17 protein-coding genes are annotated in these 17,169 nt (G+C 70.8%); 5 read left to right on the top strand and 12 right to left on the bottom strand.

What is annotated here, in order from left to right:
• Positions 1-42: 42 nt before the first annotated feature.
• The 4 genes from J4573_RS22405 to J4573_RS22420 all read left to right on the top strand — a co-directional run bounded on the left by J4573_RS22405 (position 43) and on the right by J4573_RS22420 (position 4,149).
• Positions 43-501: a universal stress protein gene (locus J4573_RS22405; RefSeq protein ID WP_208257761.1), complete on the top strand. Its 459-nt coding sequence runs from the start codon at positions 43-45 to the stop codon at positions 499-501.
• A 200-nt stretch (positions 502-701) separates the two neighbouring features.
• Entirely contained in the window at positions 702-1,544 is an 843-nt protein-coding gene (locus tag J4573_RS22410) for a PAC2 family protein (protein ID WP_208257762.1), read from the top strand.
• 170 nt (positions 1,545-1,714) lie between these two features.
• Positions 1,715-3,232 carry a serine/threonine-protein kinase gene (locus J4573_RS22415; RefSeq protein WP_208257763.1) on the top strand — a complete coding sequence of 506 codons (1,518 nt, stop codon included), beginning with the start codon at positions 1,715-1,717 and terminating at the stop codon, positions 3,230-3,232.
• Between the two features lie 89 nt (positions 3,233-3,321).
• Complete coding sequence (locus J4573_RS22420) at positions 3,322-4,149, top strand: oxygenase MpaB family protein (RefSeq protein WP_243773420.1); 828 nt, start codon at positions 3,322-3,324, stop codon at positions 4,147-4,149.
• A gap of 62 nt (positions 4,150-4,211) precedes the next feature.
• Here the strand turns inward: J4573_RS22420 and mshC are convergent, their stop codons facing one another.
• The 10 genes from mshC to J4573_RS22470 form a co-directional block, all read right to left on the bottom strand.
• Positions 4,212-5,453 (bottom strand): cysteine--1-D-myo-inosityl 2-amino-2-deoxy-alpha-D-glucopyranoside ligase, encoded by a 1,242-nt coding sequence (gene mshC / locus J4573_RS22425; protein WP_208257764.1) that lies wholly within the window; start codon positions 5,451-5,453, stop codon positions 4,212-4,214.
• A 56-nt stretch (positions 5,454-5,509) separates the two neighbouring features.
• Positions 5,510-6,454 (bottom strand): ABC transporter permease, encoded by a 945-nt coding sequence (locus J4573_RS22430; RefSeq protein ID WP_208257765.1) that lies wholly within the window; start codon positions 6,452-6,454, stop codon positions 5,510-5,512.
• A 7-nt stretch (positions 6,455-6,461) separates the two neighbouring features.
• Positions 6,462-7,424, bottom strand: a complete 963-nt coding sequence (locus J4573_RS22435) for an ABC transporter permease (RefSeq protein ID WP_208257766.1) — start codon at positions 7,422-7,424, stop codon at positions 6,462-6,464.
• Entirely contained in the window at positions 7,421-8,500 is a 1,080-nt protein-coding gene (locus J4573_RS22440; RefSeq protein ID WP_208257767.1) for an ABC transporter ATP-binding protein, read from the bottom strand. Before J4573_RS22440 ends, J4573_RS22435 begins: the two co-directional genes overlap by 4 nt.
• Positions 8,501-8,514: 14 nt before the next feature.
• A complete protein-coding gene (locus tag J4573_RS22445; RefSeq protein WP_208257768.1) occupies positions 8,515-9,552 on the bottom strand; it encodes an ABC transporter ATP-binding protein in 1,038 nt (345 codons plus the stop codon).
• A gap of 86 nt (positions 9,553-9,638) precedes the next feature.
• Positions 9,639-11,402 (bottom strand): ABC transporter substrate-binding protein, encoded by a 1,764-nt coding sequence (locus J4573_RS22450; protein ID WP_208257769.1) that lies wholly within the window; start codon positions 11,400-11,402, stop codon positions 9,639-9,641.
• 127 nt (positions 11,403-11,529) lie between these two features.
• Positions 11,530-12,345, bottom strand: coding sequence for an NRDE family protein (locus J4573_RS22455; RefSeq protein ID WP_208257770.1), 816 nt, complete (start codon positions 12,343-12,345; stop codon positions 11,530-11,532).
• Positions 12,346-12,442: 97 nt separating this feature from the next.
• A complete protein-coding gene (locus J4573_RS22460; RefSeq protein WP_208257771.1) occupies positions 12,443-13,222 on the bottom strand; it encodes an SCO1664 family protein in 780 nt (259 codons plus the stop codon).
• Positions 13,223-13,355: 133 nt separating this feature from the next.
• Positions 13,356-13,904, bottom strand: a complete 549-nt coding sequence (locus J4573_RS22465; RefSeq protein WP_208257772.1) for a DUF3090 domain-containing protein — start codon at positions 13,902-13,904, stop codon at positions 13,356-13,358.
• 10 nt (positions 13,905-13,914) lie between these two features.
• Complete coding sequence (locus tag J4573_RS22470; protein WP_208257773.1) at positions 13,915-14,613, bottom strand: histidine phosphatase family protein; 699 nt, start codon at positions 14,611-14,613, stop codon at positions 13,915-13,917.
• 75 nt (positions 14,614-14,688) lie between these two features.
• On the opposite strand from J4573_RS22470, the gene corA reads away from it, so the two are divergent.
• Positions 14,689-15,660, top strand: coding sequence for a magnesium/cobalt transporter CorA (gene corA, locus J4573_RS22475; protein ID WP_208257774.1), 972 nt, complete (start codon positions 14,689-14,691; stop codon positions 15,658-15,660).
• Here corA and J4573_RS22480 read toward each other — a convergent pair.
• Both J4573_RS22480 and J4573_RS22485 read right to left on the bottom strand, forming a co-directional pair.
• Positions 15,657-16,283: a hypothetical protein gene (locus J4573_RS22480; protein ID WP_243773421.1), complete on the bottom strand. Its 627-nt coding sequence runs from the start codon at positions 16,281-16,283 to the stop codon at positions 15,657-15,659. The genes corA and J4573_RS22480 overlap by 4 nt on opposite strands.
• A gap of 55 nt (positions 16,284-16,338) precedes the next feature.
• Positions 16,339-17,157, bottom strand: a complete 819-nt coding sequence (locus tag J4573_RS22485; protein WP_208257775.1) for an undecaprenyl-diphosphate phosphatase — start codon at positions 17,155-17,157, stop codon at positions 16,339-16,341.
• Positions 17,158-17,169 lie beyond the last annotated feature (12 nt).

The raw sequence follows: 17,169 nt of genomic DNA on the forward strand, positions 1-17,169 counted from the left end.
GATAACGTTCCCCTCTGCAACTACTTACCGGTAAGGAGCGGCATGAGCGCGTACCGCACCATCCTCGTCGGCACCGACGGCTCGGAGACCTCGTTCCTGGCTGTCGACCGGGCCGCGCAGCTGGCGGCCGCCACCGGCGGCAGGCTGCTGCTGGCGTCGGCGTACCACCCCATGCCCACGCGTGAGCGGCTGAGCGCCGCCGACCGCCTGGGCGACCTGTCCTACAAGGTGCAGGGCTCCAACCCCGCCGAGGACGCGCTGCGCGCGGCCCGCGAGCGGGCGGTGGCGGCCGGCGCCAAGGAGATCGAGGAGATCGCCGTCGAGGGCGACGCGGTCGACGTCATCTCCAAGATCGCGGGCGACCGTTCGGCCGACCTCGTCGTGGTCGGCAACCGGGGCCTGAACAGCCTGGCCGGGCGCCTGCTCGGCTCGGTCCCGGCCAACCTTTCGCACCGTTCACCCTGCGACATCCTGATCGTCCACACCACGGGCGGGAAGTGAGGTAAGCGAGCGGCCAGTGACCCAATCGTGATGGCCCTGGCGGCCGCCCGGCCCCCGGCGCGGGTCTGGGCGGCGGAACGGTGGGGTAGGTCAATCTCAGGACGTAGGCTGACAGCCACCGTTCATGATCGGGCCCCGGACCCCCCGGGAATGACGGCCCGCTCGGTGATGCTGTACCCGACGTCGGAAGGAGGCAGCGCGTGGTCGAGCTCGAAAACGTGCCAGAACTCGTGGATCCGGTGCTGGTTGCGGCCTTTGAGGGGTGGAACGACGCAGGGGAGGCCGCCAGCGGGGTCATCCAGCATCTGGAGTCGTCCTGGGACGCCGTCCCCGTCGCCGAGCTCGATCCGGACGACTACTACGACTTCCAGGTGACCCGGCCGATCATCGAGATGACCGACGGCGAGAGCCGCGGGATCACCTGGCCCACCACCCGGATCTCCTGGGCCCGCCTGCCCACCGGCCGCGACGTGGTCCTGGTGCACGGCATCGAGCCCAACATGCGCTGGCGCTCGTTCTGCCGCGAGCTGGTCGGGCTCATGATCGAGCTCGGCGTGGAGAACGTCGTGCTGCTGGGTGCGCTGCTCGCCGACGCGCCGCACACCCGGCCGGTCCCGGTCACCGGGGCCTCCTCGGACGCGGGACTGGTCAACACCCTGCACCTGGAGCCCGCCCGCTACGAGGGCCCGACCGGCATCCTCGGCGTCCTGCAGGACGCCTGCGCCAAGGCCGACCTGAGCACGGTGTCGCTGTGGGCGGCCGTGCCCCACTACGTGGCGCAGCCACCCTCCCCCAAGGCCACGCTGGCCCTGCTCCGCCGCGTCGAGGACCTCCTGGACGTCACCGTCCCGCTGGGCGAGCTCCCCGAAGAGGCCCGGGCCTGGGAGAACGGCGTCAACGAGCTGGCCGAGGAGGACTCCGAGGTGGCCGAGTACGTCCGGACGCTGGAGGAGCAGAAGGACGCCGCCGAGCTGCCCGAGGCCAGCGGGGACGCGATCGCCCGCGAGTTCGAGCGCTACCTGCGCCGCCGCGACGCCGGCTGACCAGGGCCCGCAGGGCCTGCCGCGCGGGGCCTGCGGCGCCGGCCGACCGGGCCTGGAGGGCCCGGCGAATCGCTGGTCGCCGCATGTTTTACTCGGCGCGATCGTCACGTAACCGGCATTAATGGCATTATTCCTCTGGTCCAATACGTCGGCCCGAGAGGGAGCTCCCCGTGCCGGAGGCACAGCCGCTGCTGCCGCACGACCCGCGGCGCGTCGGCTCCTACGAGCTGACGGCGCGGCTCGGGTCGGGCACGCAGGGCACCGTCTTCCTCGGCTCGGGGCCGTGCGGCGAGCGGGTGGCGGTCAAGCTGCTGCGCGTCCAGTTCGACGAGGACGGCTCGGCGCGGGCCCGGTTCATCCGGGAGGCCGCGGTCGCCAAGCAGGTGGCGCGCTTCTGCACCGCCCAGATCCTGGACGCCGACACCTTCGGGGACGCCCCCTACCTGGTCAGCGAGTACGTGCCGGGGCCGGCGCTCAGCACCCAGGTCGACCGGTCCGGGCCGCTGCGCGCCGGGGCCCTGGAGCGCCTGGCGGTGAGCACCGCGAGCGCGCTGGCCGCGATCCACCGGGCCGGGATCATCCACCGCGACCTCAAGCCGCCGAACGTGCTGCTCGGGCCGGACGGCCCCCGGGTGATCGACTTCGGCCTGTCCCGGGCGCTGGACGCGGTGAGCGCGGTGAGCGGTACGGCCATCGGCACCCCGGCCTACATGTCCCCCGAGCAGATCAACAGCGACGAGGTGGGCCCGGCGGCCGACGTGTTCGCCTGGGGCTCGATCATGACGTTCGCCGCCACCGGCCACCCGCCGTTCGGCGACGACTCGATCCCGGCCGTGATCTACCGGATCCTGCACGAGGAGCCGCACCTGGGCGAGCTCGAGGAGCTGGACGGTGAGCTGCGCGAGCTGGTCGCCGCCGCGCTGTCCAAGGATCCCGCGGCGCGCCCGACGGCCGCCCAGCTGCTGCTGCGGCTGGTGGGCCACGACGACGCCTACCGGCCAGGGCCGCTCACGACGCTGCCGGGCGGCGCGTCCTCGCGCCCGTCCCAGACCCTGCCGGGGTCGGCCGCCCTGACCACCCATCCGACGGGCGGTTCACACGATGCCAGGCCCGCCGCCTCGCGGGACCGGCGCCGGATGGTCGTCACCGCCACGGTCGCCGCTGTCACGGCGGGATTCGTGGGCGCGGGCGCCGGTGCTGTGTGGGCTTGGCCGTCCGACTCGCAGCAGGGCGACGGCGGTGAAGGCGGCTCGGCCGCGATCGCCGAGGGCGGCACGCAGTCGGGGGCGAACGGGCTGGTGCCCAAGTACAAGAAGCGGGACTCCGAGCAGCTGGCCAAGCCGCCTCCCGGCCAGCAGGCCGCCTCCGGCTCCTCCAGGGCGCCCTCCCGTGGCCGCGACAAGAACGGGCCCGGCCCCGGGGACTCCGGCAGCCCCTCCGCCAAGCCGTCGCCGAGCCTGGTGCGGCTGGGCTCCCCCGACCCCAACGGCTACTGCGCCGCGGGCGGCAAGTTCAAGGCCGACTACCGGTCCGGCACCTGGTACTGCGTGCCCGACGGCGGCATCGGCGTCGAGACGCCCATCACGATGACCCAGGTCTGCCGGTCGCAGTACCGGCCCGCCGCCGAGGCCAAGCTCAAGGGAAGCGCGAGCCGGCCCGGCGACTGGGAGTGCTACCTGATCCAGTAAACCTGTTGGCGGGTCGCCAACAGGGATTGTGGCGGGCCCGGTACGGGGTGTTGGATGTGACCCACCGCAGTTCCGGCGGAAGGATCACGTTGACCTCCCTGGCTCCCACCCGCGACCGGTCCGTTCTCCAGCTGCTCGCCGCCGAGCCGGCGGTGATGCTCGCGGCGGGCCGGGCGCTGCTGCTCCAGGTCGCCCACCCCAAGGTCGCCCAGGGCGTCGCCGACCACAGCGACCTGCGCAACCACCCGCTGCAGCGGCTGTTCGGCACCCTGGACTTCCTCACCATCGTCGCGTTCGGCACCGAGGAGGAGGCCGACCGGATGGGCCGGGCGATCCGCAAGATGCACGAGCGGATCACCGGGCCCGGCTACTCCGGCAACGACCCCGACCTGCAGGTGTGGGTGAACGCCACGCTGATCGACGCGGCGCTGTACGTCTACGAGGACATCCTGCGCTCGCCGAGCGGCGACCTGGCCGCCGGCTACATCGACCAGGCCCGGTTCGTCGCGGACGTGCTCGGCTGCCCGCCCGGCGCCCAGCCCGCCGACATCGCGGCGTTCCGCCGCTACATGGACGACATGATCGGCTCGCTGGAGGTCACCGGCACCGGCCGCGAGGTGATGCGCGCCGTGCTGTGGTCGCGCAAGCTGGTGTGGCTCTGGCCCGCCCTGTGGCTCAACCGGTTCATCACCACCGGCCTGCTGCCCGCACGGATCAGGGAGCAGTACGGCCTGCCGTGGAGCGACCGCAAGGACCGGTTCCTGTGGTTCCTGCTGCGCTCGGGCGCGTTCTTCTACCGGCTGGTGCCGGGCAGGCTGCGGCGCGCGGGCATCCCGCTGATGCTCTGGGCCTCCCGCCGCAGAATCGCACGCCGGGCGAAGAAGTACGCGGCGGCCAAGACCACCACGGCCGCCTAGACCGCTGTGGCGATTGACCGGCGAGCCGCCAGGCGAGCCGGTCAGGTCGCGGAGGCTTTAGATCACAGCGCGATGCCCAGGAGGGCGTCGGCAAGGGCGCGGATCTGACCGGGTGCGGCGGAGTCGGTCCGCTCCCCCGCCAGCGCCTCGTCGGCCCAGCGGTCGATCGCCTCGGCCGCCGCCGGGGAGTCCAGGTCGTTCGCCAGGTGCCTGCGCACGTCGTCGACGACCTGCGCGGCGGGCGGCCCGGCGGGCAGCTCGACGGCCGAACGCCACCGGTCGAGGCGGAACGTCGCGGCGGTGAGCTCGGCGGGCGTCCACTCCCAGTCGCTGCGGTAGTGGTGGCCGAGCAGGGCGAGCCGGATCGCCATCGGGTCGGCGCCGGAGGCGCGCAGCTTGGACACGAACACCAGGTTGCCGCGCGACTTGGACATCTTCTCGCCGTCCAGGCCGACCATGCCCGAGTGCACGTACGCCTTGGCGTGCGGGCGGACACCGGTCGCCACCTGGGCGTGCGAGGCGCCCATCTCGTGGTGCGGGAAGGCCAGGTCGCTGCCGCCGCCCTCCACGTCGAAGGCCATGCCCAGGTGCTCGATGGAGATCGCCGAACACTCGACGTGCCAGCCGGGCCTGCCCTTGCCGAACGGGGAGTCCCAGCCGGGCTCGCCGGGCCGCTGGGCGAGCCACAGCAGCGCGTCCAGCGCGTCCTTCTTGCCGGTCCGGTCCGGGTCGCCGCCCCGCTCGGCGAACAGCGGCAGCATCGCCTCCCGGTCCAGCCCGCTGACCTGCCCGAAGTGCGGGTCGGCGCCGATCGGGAAGTAGACGTCGCCGTCCAGGTCGTAGGTGGCGTCCTTGGCCCGCAGCTTCTCGATCATCTCGATGATCAGCGGGATGGACTCGACGGCCCCGACGTACTGGTCGGGCGGCAGCACCCGCAGCGCCGTCATGTCCTCCCGGAACAGCTCGATCTCGCGGTCGGCGAGCTCGCGCCAGTCGACGCCCGTCTGCTCGGCGCGCTCGAGCAGCGGGTCGTCGACGTCGGTCGCGTTCTGCACGTAGTGGACCGTGTGGCCCAGGTCACGCCAGACGCGGTTCACCAGGTCGAACGCCAGGTAGGTGTTGGCGTGCCCGAGGTGGGTCGCGTCGTAGGGCGTGATCCCGCAGACGTACATCCGCGCCGTCTCGCCCGGCTCGGTCGGCCGGACCGTTCCCGTCCCGGAGTCGTGCAGCCGCAGGGGATGCGCCGGAACCGGCAGCCCTGCGGCGGGGAGGCTGGGCACTTCGGAAGCAGGCCACGATCGCATACGAGAAAGCTTATCCGGGCTGTATCCACGACATAACGCCGAGATCGCCTTGGCGATCAGGCGAGCCGCACGCGCGGGTCCAGGAACGAGTAGGCGATGTCCACGATCAGGTTCGCGACGATCACGAACGCGGTCACCACCAGCGTCACCCCGATGATCACCGGCGTGTCGCCCAGCGCGATGGACTGGTAGACCAGCTGGCCGACGCCCTGCAGCCCGAAGACCTTCTCGGTGACGATGGTGGAGCCGATCAGCGCGCCCAGGTCGATGCCGAACTGGGTGATGACCGGGGTCAGCGCCGAGCGCAGCCCGTGCCGGTAGACCACGCGCCGTTCGGTGAGGCCCTTGGCGCGCGCGGTCCGGATGTAGTCCTCGCCGAGCACGTCCAGCATCGAGCTTCGCGTGAGCCGGGTGTAGGTGGCGACCATCAGGAACGCCAGGGCGATCCACGGCAGGATCATCCGCTGCAGGAAGTGCTCCTGGAGCGGCGGCCCCGCCTCGAAGAAGTGGATGCCCGCCTCCCCGAGCTTGGTGGAGAACAGGTAGAGCAGCACGAGCGCCATCACGAACGGCGGCGTCGAGAGCCCGATGAGCACGAACACCGTGGCGAACCGGTCCCGGAAGCTGCGCGCGTGCGTCGCGCTCAGCACGCCGGTCGCGACGCCGCCGATGAACCAGATCACGCCCGCGCCGAAGACCAGCCACATCGTGGTCGGCAGCCGGTCGGAGATCAGCGAGGCGACCGAGGTCCCGTTGACGTAGGAGTCGCCGAGGTTCCCCTGGAGCAGGCGCTTCAGGAAGTCCCAGTACTGGACGAGCACGGGGTCGTCGAGCCCGAGGTTCTGGCGGATCTGGTTCAGCGTGTCGGTGGTGGCGCGCGGCCCGCCTATCACCCGTTCGACCGGGACCGGCGACACGTGCAGGAAGACGAAGACCAGCGTGGAGACCAGCCAGAGCACGAGGATCGCGTACAGCAGGCGGCGGATCACAAAGCGCAGCATGGACGGCTCACTTCTTCCCGATGACGCGGTCGCTGCGCGGGTCGAGGGCGTCGCGGACGCCGTCGCCGAGCAGGTTGAACGACAGAGTGGTCAGCAGCAGCAGGACGGCCGGCACGGCGAGCAGCCACCAGGCGGTCTGGAAGATGTCGCTGCCCTCGCCGAGCATGCTGCCCCAGCTCGGCATGGGCAGCCGGACCCCGACGCCGAGGAACGACAGGGTCGCCTCGAACACGATCGAGGTGGGGATCAGCAGCGACATCAGGACGGTCACCTGCGCGACCAGGTTCGGCAGCACGTCCACGACCATGATCCGCAGCCGTCCGGCGCCGAGCGAGCGGGCCGCCTCGATGAACTCCTTCTCCTTCAGCGACAGCACCTGGCCGCGGATGATGCGGCCGGTCGCGGCGAACGAGAAGAACGCGATGACGATGATGGTCATCGTGAGGCTGGCGCTCACCGAGGAGATCTGGAACGTGGTCGCCAGCATGATGGCGACCAGCAGGTACGGCAGCGCGAGCGTGATGTCCATGAGGCGGGCCAGGAGCGTGTCGACGACCCCGCCGACATAGCCCGCGAGCGTGCCGACGATGACGCCGAGCAGGGTGGCCAGCAGCGACGCCGAGATGCCGACGATCAGCGAGATCCGCGCGCCGTAGGCCGAGCGCACCAGGACGTCCCGGCCGAGCTGGTCGGCGCCGAGCCAGAAGTCCTTGCCCGGCCCGACCGGCTGCCCGTCGGGGTCGAGGCCGGTCTTGGGGAACGTGGCGTCGTAGGGGTGCCCGGTCCACGACGCCCACAGCGGCGCCGACAGGGCGAACAGGACGACGAGCACGATGACGACGATGGACACCACGGCTAGCCTGTCGCCCTTGAAGCGTGCCCAGGCGAGCTGGAACGGCGACCGGCCCTGGACGCTCTTGGCCTCGGCGTCGGCCGGAATGGTCTCCGCCTCGAGATCGGAGTAGCTCACTGTTCGACCTCCGGAAGCTCCGGCTCGGTGGAGACCTGGTCGATCCCCGCGTGGCTGGCGGCGAGGCTCTCCTCGGGCTCGACCGGGAAATGGCAGGCGGTCAGGTGGTCGGCCGGGTCGGCGCCGCGGCTCACCAGCTCCGGCTCCTCGCTGACGCAGCGTTCCTGCGCCTTCGGGCAGCGCGGGTGGAAGCGGCAGCCGGACGGCGGGTCGATCGGCGACGGGACGTCGCCGATGAGCACGACCCGTTCGGCGCGTTCGGCCTGGTCAGGGTCGGCGACCGACGCGGCCGACAGCAGCGCGGCCGAGTAGGGGTGCCGGGGCGCGCGGTAGAGGTCCTCGCCCTCGGCGCCCTCGACGACCTTGCCGAGGTACATCACGGCGACGCGGTCGCTGACGTGCTGGACGACCGACAGGTCGTGCGCGATGAAGACGTAGGTGAGGCCGAGCTCCTCCTGGAGGTCCTCCAGGAGGTTGATGACCTGCGCCTGAATCGACACGTCCAGCGCCGACACAGGCTCGTCGCAGACGATGAGCTTGGGTTTGAGCGCGAGGGCTCGCGCGACGCCGATGCGCTGGCGCTGGCCGCCGGAGAACTCGGCGGGAAAGCGGTTGTAGTGCTCGGGGTTGAGACCCACGAGCTCCATCAGCTCCTGGACCCGCTTCTTGCGGTCGGCGCCGTCGGCGATGCCGTGGATCGCGAACGGGTCGCCGATGATCGAGCCGACCCGGCGGCGCGGGTTCAGCGAGCCGTACGGGTCCTGGAAGATCATCTGCACGTCGCGGCGGAACGCCTTCAGCCCCGCCCGCGACATCGCGGTGATGTCCTCGCCCTCGAAGAGGATGCGGCCCTTGGTGACCGGGTGCAGGCCGGTGACGCAGCGCGCGAGCGTGGACTTGCCGCAGCCCGACTCCCCCACGATCCCGAGGGTCTCGCCGCGCCGGACCTGGAGGTCGACGCCGTCCACCGCGTGGACCCGGGCGACCTCCTTCTTGAAGACGATCCCCTGCTTGATGGGGAAGTGCTTGTAGACGCCCTCGACCGAGACCAGGACCTCGTCGTCGGTAGTGCTCACTCGGTCCTCAGCGCTCACTCGGTCCTCCCGCGTTCGGCGGTACGGCGGCGGATCTCGTCGGTGGCCTCGTCCAGCCCGACCGCGTCGTGCGGCAGCCAGCACGCCGACCGGTGCGTCGGGTCGGAGCCGTCCCCGGCCGCCTCCAGCTGCGGCTCGTCCTCGCGGCAGCGGTCCATCGCGTACTCGCAGCGCGGGTGGAAGACGCAGCCCGACGGGAGGTTGATCAGGCTCGGCGGCTGGCCCGGGATCGGCTTCAGCCGGCTGTGAATGCTCGCCGAGGACGGGATCGACTCCAGGAGGCCCTTGGTGTAGGGGTGGTGCGGCCGGTAGTACAGCTCGCGGCGCCCGGCGTACTCGGCGGGCTTGCCGCCGTACATCACCAGCACCTCGTCGGCCATGTCGGCGATGACGCCGAGGTCGTGCGTGATCATGATGAGCGCGGTGTCGAACTCGCTCTGCAGGCGCCGCATCAGGTCCAGGATCTGCGCCTGAACGGTCGCGTCGAGCGCGGTGGTCGGCTCGTCGGCGATCAGCAGCTTGGGGTTCAGCGCGAGCGCCATCGCGATCATCGCCCGCTGGCGCATGCCGCCGGAGAACTGGTGGGGGTAGTCGTCGACGCGGCGGTCGGGCTTGGGGATGCCGACCAGCCCGAGCATCTCGATCGCCCGCTTGCGCGCCTGGTCCTTGGAGGTGCCGGGATCGTGCGCCTTGATGAGCTCCTCGATCTGCCAGCCCACCTTGTAGAGGGGGTGCAGGCTGGACAGCGGGTCCTGGAAGATCATGGCGATCTCGGCGCCGCGCAGCTCGCGCATCTTCTTGTCGCTGACCGTGAGCAGGTCCTCGCCCTCGAACAGCGCCCGGCCGCTCACCTCGGCGCCCGGCGTGAGGCGCATCAGCGTCTGGGTGCTGACGCTCTTGCCCGAGCCGGACTCGCCCACGATGCCGAGCGTCCGGCCGCTGTCCACGCTGAACGACATGCCGCGCACGGCGTGCACGACGCCGTCGGCGGTGGAGAAGGAGACCCGGAGATCGGTCACCTCGAGAAGACTCATCGACGCCCCTTCGCGTCAGGGTTGGGACGGTCCACACGGCGGCCGGGCACGCCTGAGACAGGCGTGGCCCGGCCGCCGGGGCCGGTTCAGCCGAACTTGACCTGGCCGTAGTCGTAGACCTGGAACTGCGGCAGGTAGAGGGCGTTGCTCACCCGGGACGAGTGGAAGATCGGGTACTTCTGGTTCATGAAGGGCACCACCGCGGCGTCCTCCATGATCTTCTTGTCGGCCGCCGCCCAGGAGCTGGCCGCCTCGTCCTCTTCCTTGGCCGTGAGCGCCTTGTCGATGAGCGCGTTGACCTCGGGGTTGTTGTAACCGCCGTAGTTGGTGGAGTTCGGCCCGTAGTGCCGGCCGTCGAACAGCGGCACGATGTTGGTGCGGCCGTTGTTGCCGTACCAGTCGGGCACCCACCCGGGCGCGGCGATGTCCCACTTGCCGGCCTTGGCGTCGGCCGGGGTCACCAGCGTGGTGTTGTAGAAGGTCCCGTTGGTGTCGGGCGTCAGGTTGGAGTTGATCCCGCAGGCCTTCAGGTTGGCCTGCACCGACTGCGCGATCTTCGGGTGGTTGCTGCTCACCCGGTACGGGAACTTCAGGTTCAGCCCGTTCGGGTAACCGGCGGCGGCGAGCATCTGCTTGCACTTGGCCGGGTCGCCCGCGTTGTTCGGCGTCGGGTACAGGTTGAACTGCTGGTAGCCGACGCTGCGCGGCGGGATCACCTGGTTCAGGATCTCGCTGACGTCCGGGCCGCCGTAGATCTGCACCAGCGCCGTCTTGTCGACGGCGAAGTTGATCGCCTGCCGCACCTCCTTCTTGCCCAGCGCCCCGCTGTTGTTCGGGCTCAGGGTGTTGAAGACCAGGTACGGGTTGCTCGTCGAGCCGTCCATGATCTTGAAGTTGGAGTTACTCTTCAGGCTCGGGATCTTGGCGGTCGGGACCGGCTGGTCCCAGGCCAGGTCCGCGGTGCCCTGCTCCATCTGCTGCTGGACCACGTCCGGCGAGTCCTGGCCCATGGTGACCTGGATCTTGTCCGGGTTCTGGCCGCGCAGCGAGTCGGTGTCGGACTTCCAGACCGGGTTCTTGTCGAGCACGTAGTCCTTGTTCGGCGTGTACGAGGTGATCTTGTACGGGCCGTCGGACACGGTGTGCTGGCGGAACTGCGGGCTGTCGGGGACGTAGGCGTCGTACTCCTTCGGCGCCGCGGCCGCGAACGGCAGGGCCAGGATGTTGGTGAAGTCGCTGGCGGGCTGCTTCAGCTTCACGATCAGCGTCTTCGGGTCCTTGGCCTCCAGGCCCGCGACGGTGTGGCGGTTCTGGTACTCGGCCATGGCGCCGGCGCTCTTGGCGTCGACCTTGCCGTAGCCGTCGCAGTACTCGGCCATCCCGAGGATGGTCTCGGAGTAGTACGCGCTGCCGCCCGATGGCTTGGCCGGGTTGCACAGGCGCTTCAGGCCGCGGATGAAGTCCTCGGCCGTGACGTCGCGCGCCGGGTTGGTGTTCCACTGGACGCCGTCGCGCAGCTTGATCGTGTAGGTCTTTCCGTCCGAGCTGATCCCGCCGTTGTCGGCGCTCGGGACCTCGCTGGCGACGTCGCCCTGCACCTTGATGGCGTCCTCGAAGTTGTCGGCGCCCTTGAAGTTGAACAGCTGCCGCGCGAACTGCCGGGTGAGGCCGCCGCTGACGGTGGTGTAACCACTGGAGGTGTCCAGGTGGTCCACGTCGGCAGAGCCGACCACCTTCAGCGTGCCGCCGCTGCTGCCGCCGGACCCGCCCCCGCCGCCACAGGCGGCCAGCCCCAGCACGGCCGCGCCGAGCACGGCTGTGCCCGTGACCACCCGCTTGCTTGCTGCCATCTGCATTCCCCCGTCTGCCTGATGACCGATACCACGCGATCTCGAGATGATCGCACCAGGTAGTCAAATTAGCACTGAGGGTGACCGGGGTGTGGCCGCGGACTCCAAAACAGGCGTTCAGATGGCGTCAGAGGATTGTGGTCCAGGCCCCCGGATCGCCTGGCGAAGGGGAGAATTCGTACCCGATCCCGTTTCGCGCGAGGGCCACCAGGCTGACCGAGGTCGTCCCCCAGACCCGCCCGCCGCCCAGGTCGATCAGCGGCAGCAGGGCGCGCTTGTCGGTGCGCGGCAGGCCGTCGCCCTCGATCAGGGGCAGCCACTCGCCCCAGCCGGTCACCGTGCCACCCGGGCGCGGCTCGGGCCGTGCGGCGGCGGCGAGCCGGGGCCGGAAGTGCTCGATGCGCCGCGACATGTGGGCGTCCTCGGTGTCGTCGCCGGACGGGCCGCCGCCCTCCAGACCCCGGTTCACCACCAGGTGCAGGCCGGGCCCGAGGGACCGTTCCACCATCTCCTCGCCGTCCCAGCTCCACATCCGGACCGCGTAGGCGCGGTCGGGCGGAGCCCCGGGGGTCTGGGGGTCCGCCCCCAGGGGCAGTACGGCCTCGGCGCCGATGAGGTGGAACGGGTCGAAGCGCGGCAGGTCCAGGTCGCCGGGCTTGCCGTCGGCGGCGACGCGCAGCGGCAGCTCGCCGCGCGACAGCCGGCCGGCCTCGGGCGCCATCCGGCCGCGCCCGTTCAGCACGGTGGCCGCGCGCGGCACGTCCGGGTCCACGGCGAGCCAGGTGCCGCCGGCGCGCTGGTCGCGGCCGCCGACGAGGCGGGGGCGGTCCGGCCAGTGCCGGGCGGGCGGGTCCCAGGAACGGGCGACGAACTCGTCCCGGACGCCGACGAGCAGCACCGGGACGGGCGACGAGGGGTCAACGCTGACGATCGCCGTGCACATGGGGACCATTTGAGCACTACGCCCGAAATGCCGTTCGGCCGGGGGTCCTGCAAGATCAGCCATCGCGCGAGCGCGTCCGTAGGCCGAGGTTCTTGAATTACAGCGGCGGCCAGGGGATCGCGGGCCAGTCCTCGGGCGGGTAGGGGTGGATGCGGTGCTTCAGCATCAGCTCCACCCGGCGCCGCGTCGCGTCGATCTCCTCGGCGGTGAGCAGGCCGGCGAGCCGGTCGCGCAGCGCGCCCTCGCGCATGCTCTTCTCCACCCGGGCGAGCGCCTTCAGCGCCTCGTCGGTGAGGTTCTTGCCGCGCCACTGCCACAGCACGGTGCGCAGCTTGTACTCCACCGAGAAGCAGACCCCGTGGTCGCAGCCGTAGACGTGGGCGTCGCCGGGCGGCAGCAGGTGGCCGATCTTGCGGTCGGCGTTGTTGACGACGGCGTCGAAGACCGCCATCCGCCGGATCGCGTCGTCATCGGAGCGCGACAGCGCGACCAGGTCGATGTCGGGGTCGGGCTCCACCCACAGCTGCACCATGCCGGGGCCGTACGGGCCGTCGCGGTGCACGGTCGGCGGGATCAGGCTCCAGCCCATCGCCTCCGACACCGCGTACGCGGCGACCTCGCGGTCGGCCAGCGTGCCGTCGGGGAAGTCCCACAGCGGCCGCTCGCCCGCCACCGGCTTGTAGACGCAGGCGGCCTGGTGACCCTCCCACTCGATCGAGCAGTAGAGCGTGGCGTTGGAGGCCTGCACCAGCCTGCCCTCGACGCTCAGGCGCCCCTTCAGGAGCACCCGTTCGGCGGTCTCGACGTCGTGCGGCGAGACGCCGCCCGGCGCGGTGCCGTCGCCGGCGGGGGTGCGATCCCGGGAGGACTGCGTCATGCCGCCATTCTCCCGTGCCGCGGCCGCATGATCCAGCCACACCCCCCGTGGTGGCGCGCCCTCTCTTCCGGGGGACGACCCCCAGACCCCCGCGACGGATGACAGGCGATCCTCGCTTCGCTGCGGTCGCCTGTCATCCGAGGTGCCCGTTCTGCCTGGGGCACACGTGCCCGACCGAGTCCAGCGGCAGGCCGCACAGCGGGCACGGCGGCCGGCCCGCGGCGACGACCTGGAGCGCGCGCTCGGCGAACGCCCTGGCCTGCGCGGCGGTGATGCGCACCCGGAGCACGACGATCGCCGGGTCGTCGTCGCCGACCTCGGCCTCCTCGAGCTCCTCGGTGACCTCCTGGGCCTCGATGATGACCCGCTCGTCGTCGGGGTCCCAGGCGAGCGCCATGGTGCCGACCTTGAACTCCTCCTCGACCGGCTGGTCCAGCGGGCCGTCGTCCTTCAGCTCGCTCGGCGTGACGGCCGGGACGGGGGCCTCTCCCCCGCTGCGCCGCAGCACCTCGTCCAGCAGCTCCTCCAGGCGCTCGGCGAGCAGCGTCACCTGGAACTTCTCCAGGCCGACGCTGGTGACACGGCGGCCGGCACGCGCCTGGAGGAAGAAGGCCCGGTCCCCGGGCTGCCCGACGGCGCCGGCGACGAACCTGTCCGGCTGTTCATAGGAGATGACCGGCATGACAATGACCCTACGCGCCGCCACCGACGGCCGCGTCACTGTCCCCACCGGCGTCTTCGTCGCGCTTGGGCACCAGCGCCTCGACGTCGCCGCCGGTGTCGTTGGTCCGTACGACGAACGGCCGCAGCTCGGTGTAGCGGATCACCGTCAGCGAGGCGGGGTCGGCCTGGATCCGCTGGAACTGGTCCAGGTGGAGCCCGAGCGCGTCGGCGACGATCGCCTTGATGATGTCGCCGTGGCTGCACACCGCGTAGAGCGCGTCCTTGCCGTGCTCGGCCTCGATCCGCTCGTTCCAGTCGCGCACCGCGGCGACCGCGCGGAACTGCGCCTCGGCCAGGGACTCGCCGTCCTCGCCGGGGAAGCGCGCCGCGCTCGGATGGGCCTGGACGACGCGCCAGAGCGGCTCCTCGGCCAGCTCCTTCAGCGGCCTGCCGGTCCAGTCGCCGTAGCGCACCTCGCCGAAGCGGTCGTCGGTCTCGATCTTCTCGATCGGCTCGGCGTGTCCGGCGGCGATCGCCTCGGCGGTCTCCAGGCACCGGTCCAGCGGGCTGGACACCACCGCCGCCAGCGGCAGACCGGCGATCCGGGCGGCCAGCCGCCCGGCCTGCCCCCGGCCGCGTTCGTCGAGATGGAGATCGGGCGTCCACCCGGCCAGCACCGGGCCGGTCATCGCCGTGAGGCCATGCCGCACCAGCAGAAGCGTCGTCACAGCACGCACTCTACGAGACCACGGGAAATTTGGAGATCATTACGTGTTCTTTGACATTCCGGGGAGAATGTCACGGTGATTGTGGACAAGGCGATCTACGTGGCCGGCCATCGGCAGGACATCGACGGCGACATCAGCGACGCCTTCGACGAGGCCCGGGCCAAGGACGAGTGCTTCGTCTGGATCGGCCTCTTCGAACCCTCCGAGTCGGAGTTCGAACTGATCCGCGACGAGCTGAAGCTGCATCCGCTGGCCGTCGAGGACGCGGTCCTGGCCCATCAGCGCCCCAAGTTCGAGCGCTACGACGACACCCTCTTCTTCGTGCTGAAGACCCTGGCCTACAAGGACGAGACGTCCGACATCGAGGTCGGCGAGATCATGGTCTTCATGGGCCAGGACTTCGTCGTCACCGTGCGTCACGGGATCGGCAACCCGCTCGGCCCGGTGCGCGAGCGCCTGGAGGCCGACCCCGAACTGCTCGACCACGGCCCGACCGCCGTGCTGTACGCGGTCTGCGACGAGGTGGTGGACCGTTACGGCGTCATCGCCCACGAGGTCGAGGTCGACATCATCGGGCTGGAACGTTCGGTGTTCGACCCGCGCTCGGACGACGTCACCGCCGACATCTACTCGCTGAAGCGCGAGGTGCTGGAGTTCCGCACCGCCGAGGACCCGCTGATCCCCGTACTGCAGGAGATCGTCAAGGGCCGGGTGGCCGAATGCAGCGGCACCCGCGAGTACTTCCGCGACGTGCTGGACCACCTGCTGCGCGTCGATGGCCAGGTGGACTCCCACAACGAGCTCCTGACCAGCATCCTGACCGCGCACGTCGCGCTGCTCGGCAAGCAGCAGAACGAGGACATGCGCAAGATCTCCTCCTGGGCTGCGATCATCGCGGTGCCGACGGCCGTCGCCGGGATCTACGGCATGAACTTCGACCACATGCCCGAGCTCCACTGGGCGCTCGGATATCCGGTGGCCATCGTGGTGATGGTGGTGGCCTGCCTGATCGTCTACCGCAAGCTGCGCAAGAACGGCTGGCTCTAGCCCCCGGAGGACGCGGAGCGCGCCGGGGCCGGTGCCAGCAGCCCGGCCCACAGGTGCGACTCGGCGCCCGCGGCCTCCAGCCGCAGCCTGATCCGTTCGATCGTCCCGGTCGTCGGCAGCACCAGCCAGAACAGCAGCGGGTAGCCGAGCACGAACGCGACGGCGAACACCGTCTCGCTGTGCGCCACCATCGCCAGCGGCAGCCCGATCAGGATGACGGCCTCGGCTAGCGCGAACCGCTGCAGCACGGCCTGGCGGAACGCCACCATGGCGCTCTGGACGGCCTGGGCGGGCTCCTGCCCGGGTGCCATCGGGCGCGGCACCCGCGGTCCGACCAGCACGGCGAGCAGCGCCCCGGCGGCGACCGGCAGGTAGCACCACCAGGGCGCCGCGCCCAGCCGCCCCTGCCCGTCCCGCACGATCAGCGGCGTGATCGCCGCGATCAGCACGGGGGCGGTCAGGAGCACCAGCATCATCGTGCGCATCCGCCCGAGGACCGTTCCCGACGTGATCGACGCGCGAAAGCCCGGGTCGTCGCCGCGGCCCGCGCCGAACACCGCGTCGACCTCGCGCCCGGACTCGCCGGAACCCGGCGAGTACATCGAGAACTGCGGTGGCGTCATGGCTGCGCACTCTAGTGCGCGAAGACCCGAATAGGGAGTTATGTGAGGACGAGAATCAGGTCGCCGAAATGGCGCCCGCCGCCAAGAGCCCGAGCAGGATGCCGCCCAGCGCCACGCGGTAGTAGACGAAGATCAGCATCGAGTGGCGGGTGAGGAACTTCAGCAGCCACGCGATGCAGGCGTAGCCGACGACGAACGAGACGAGCGTGCACACCACGGTGGGCACGACCTGCAGCGAGCCGTCGAAGGCCTTGCGCATCTCGAAGGCGCCCGACAGCACCACCGCCGGCACCGACAGCAGGAACGAGTAGCGCGCCGCCGCCTCGCGCGAGTAGCCGAGGAACAGCGCGCCGGTCATGGTCGAGCCGGACCGCGAGGAGCCGGGGATCAGCGACAGCGCCTGGAAGCCGCCGATGATCAGGCCGTCGCGCAGGTTGAGGTCGCCGACGTCGCGCTTCTTGGTGCCCGCCCACTCGGCCACCATGAGCACCAGGCCCATCACGATCAGTGAGGAGGCATTGATCCACAGGTTCCGGGCGGGGTCCTCGATGAGGTCCTTGAACGCCAGCCCGCAGACGCTGATCGGGATCGTGCCGAGGCCGATGTACCAGCCCATCCGGGCGTCCTGGTGGTGCCGCAGCTCGGGCCGCCACAGGCTCTTGGTCCAGGTGGTCGCGATGTTCACCAGGTCGCGCCAGAAGTAGATGATGACGGCCGCCATCGTGCCGAGCTGGATCACCGCGGTGAACGCCGCACCCGGGTCGTCCCAGCCTGCCAGCCTGGGCACGATCAGCAGGTGGCCGGAGCTGGAGATCGGCAGGAACTCGGTGAGCCCCTGGACGACTCCGAGCACGGCCGCTTCCACGACGTTCACTGGTTGAATCCC

This window comes from Actinomadura barringtoniae, from assembly GCF_017573505.1.
Taxonomy (GTDB): domain Bacteria; phylum Actinomycetota; class Actinomycetes; order Streptosporangiales; family Streptosporangiaceae; genus Spirillospora; species Spirillospora barringtoniae.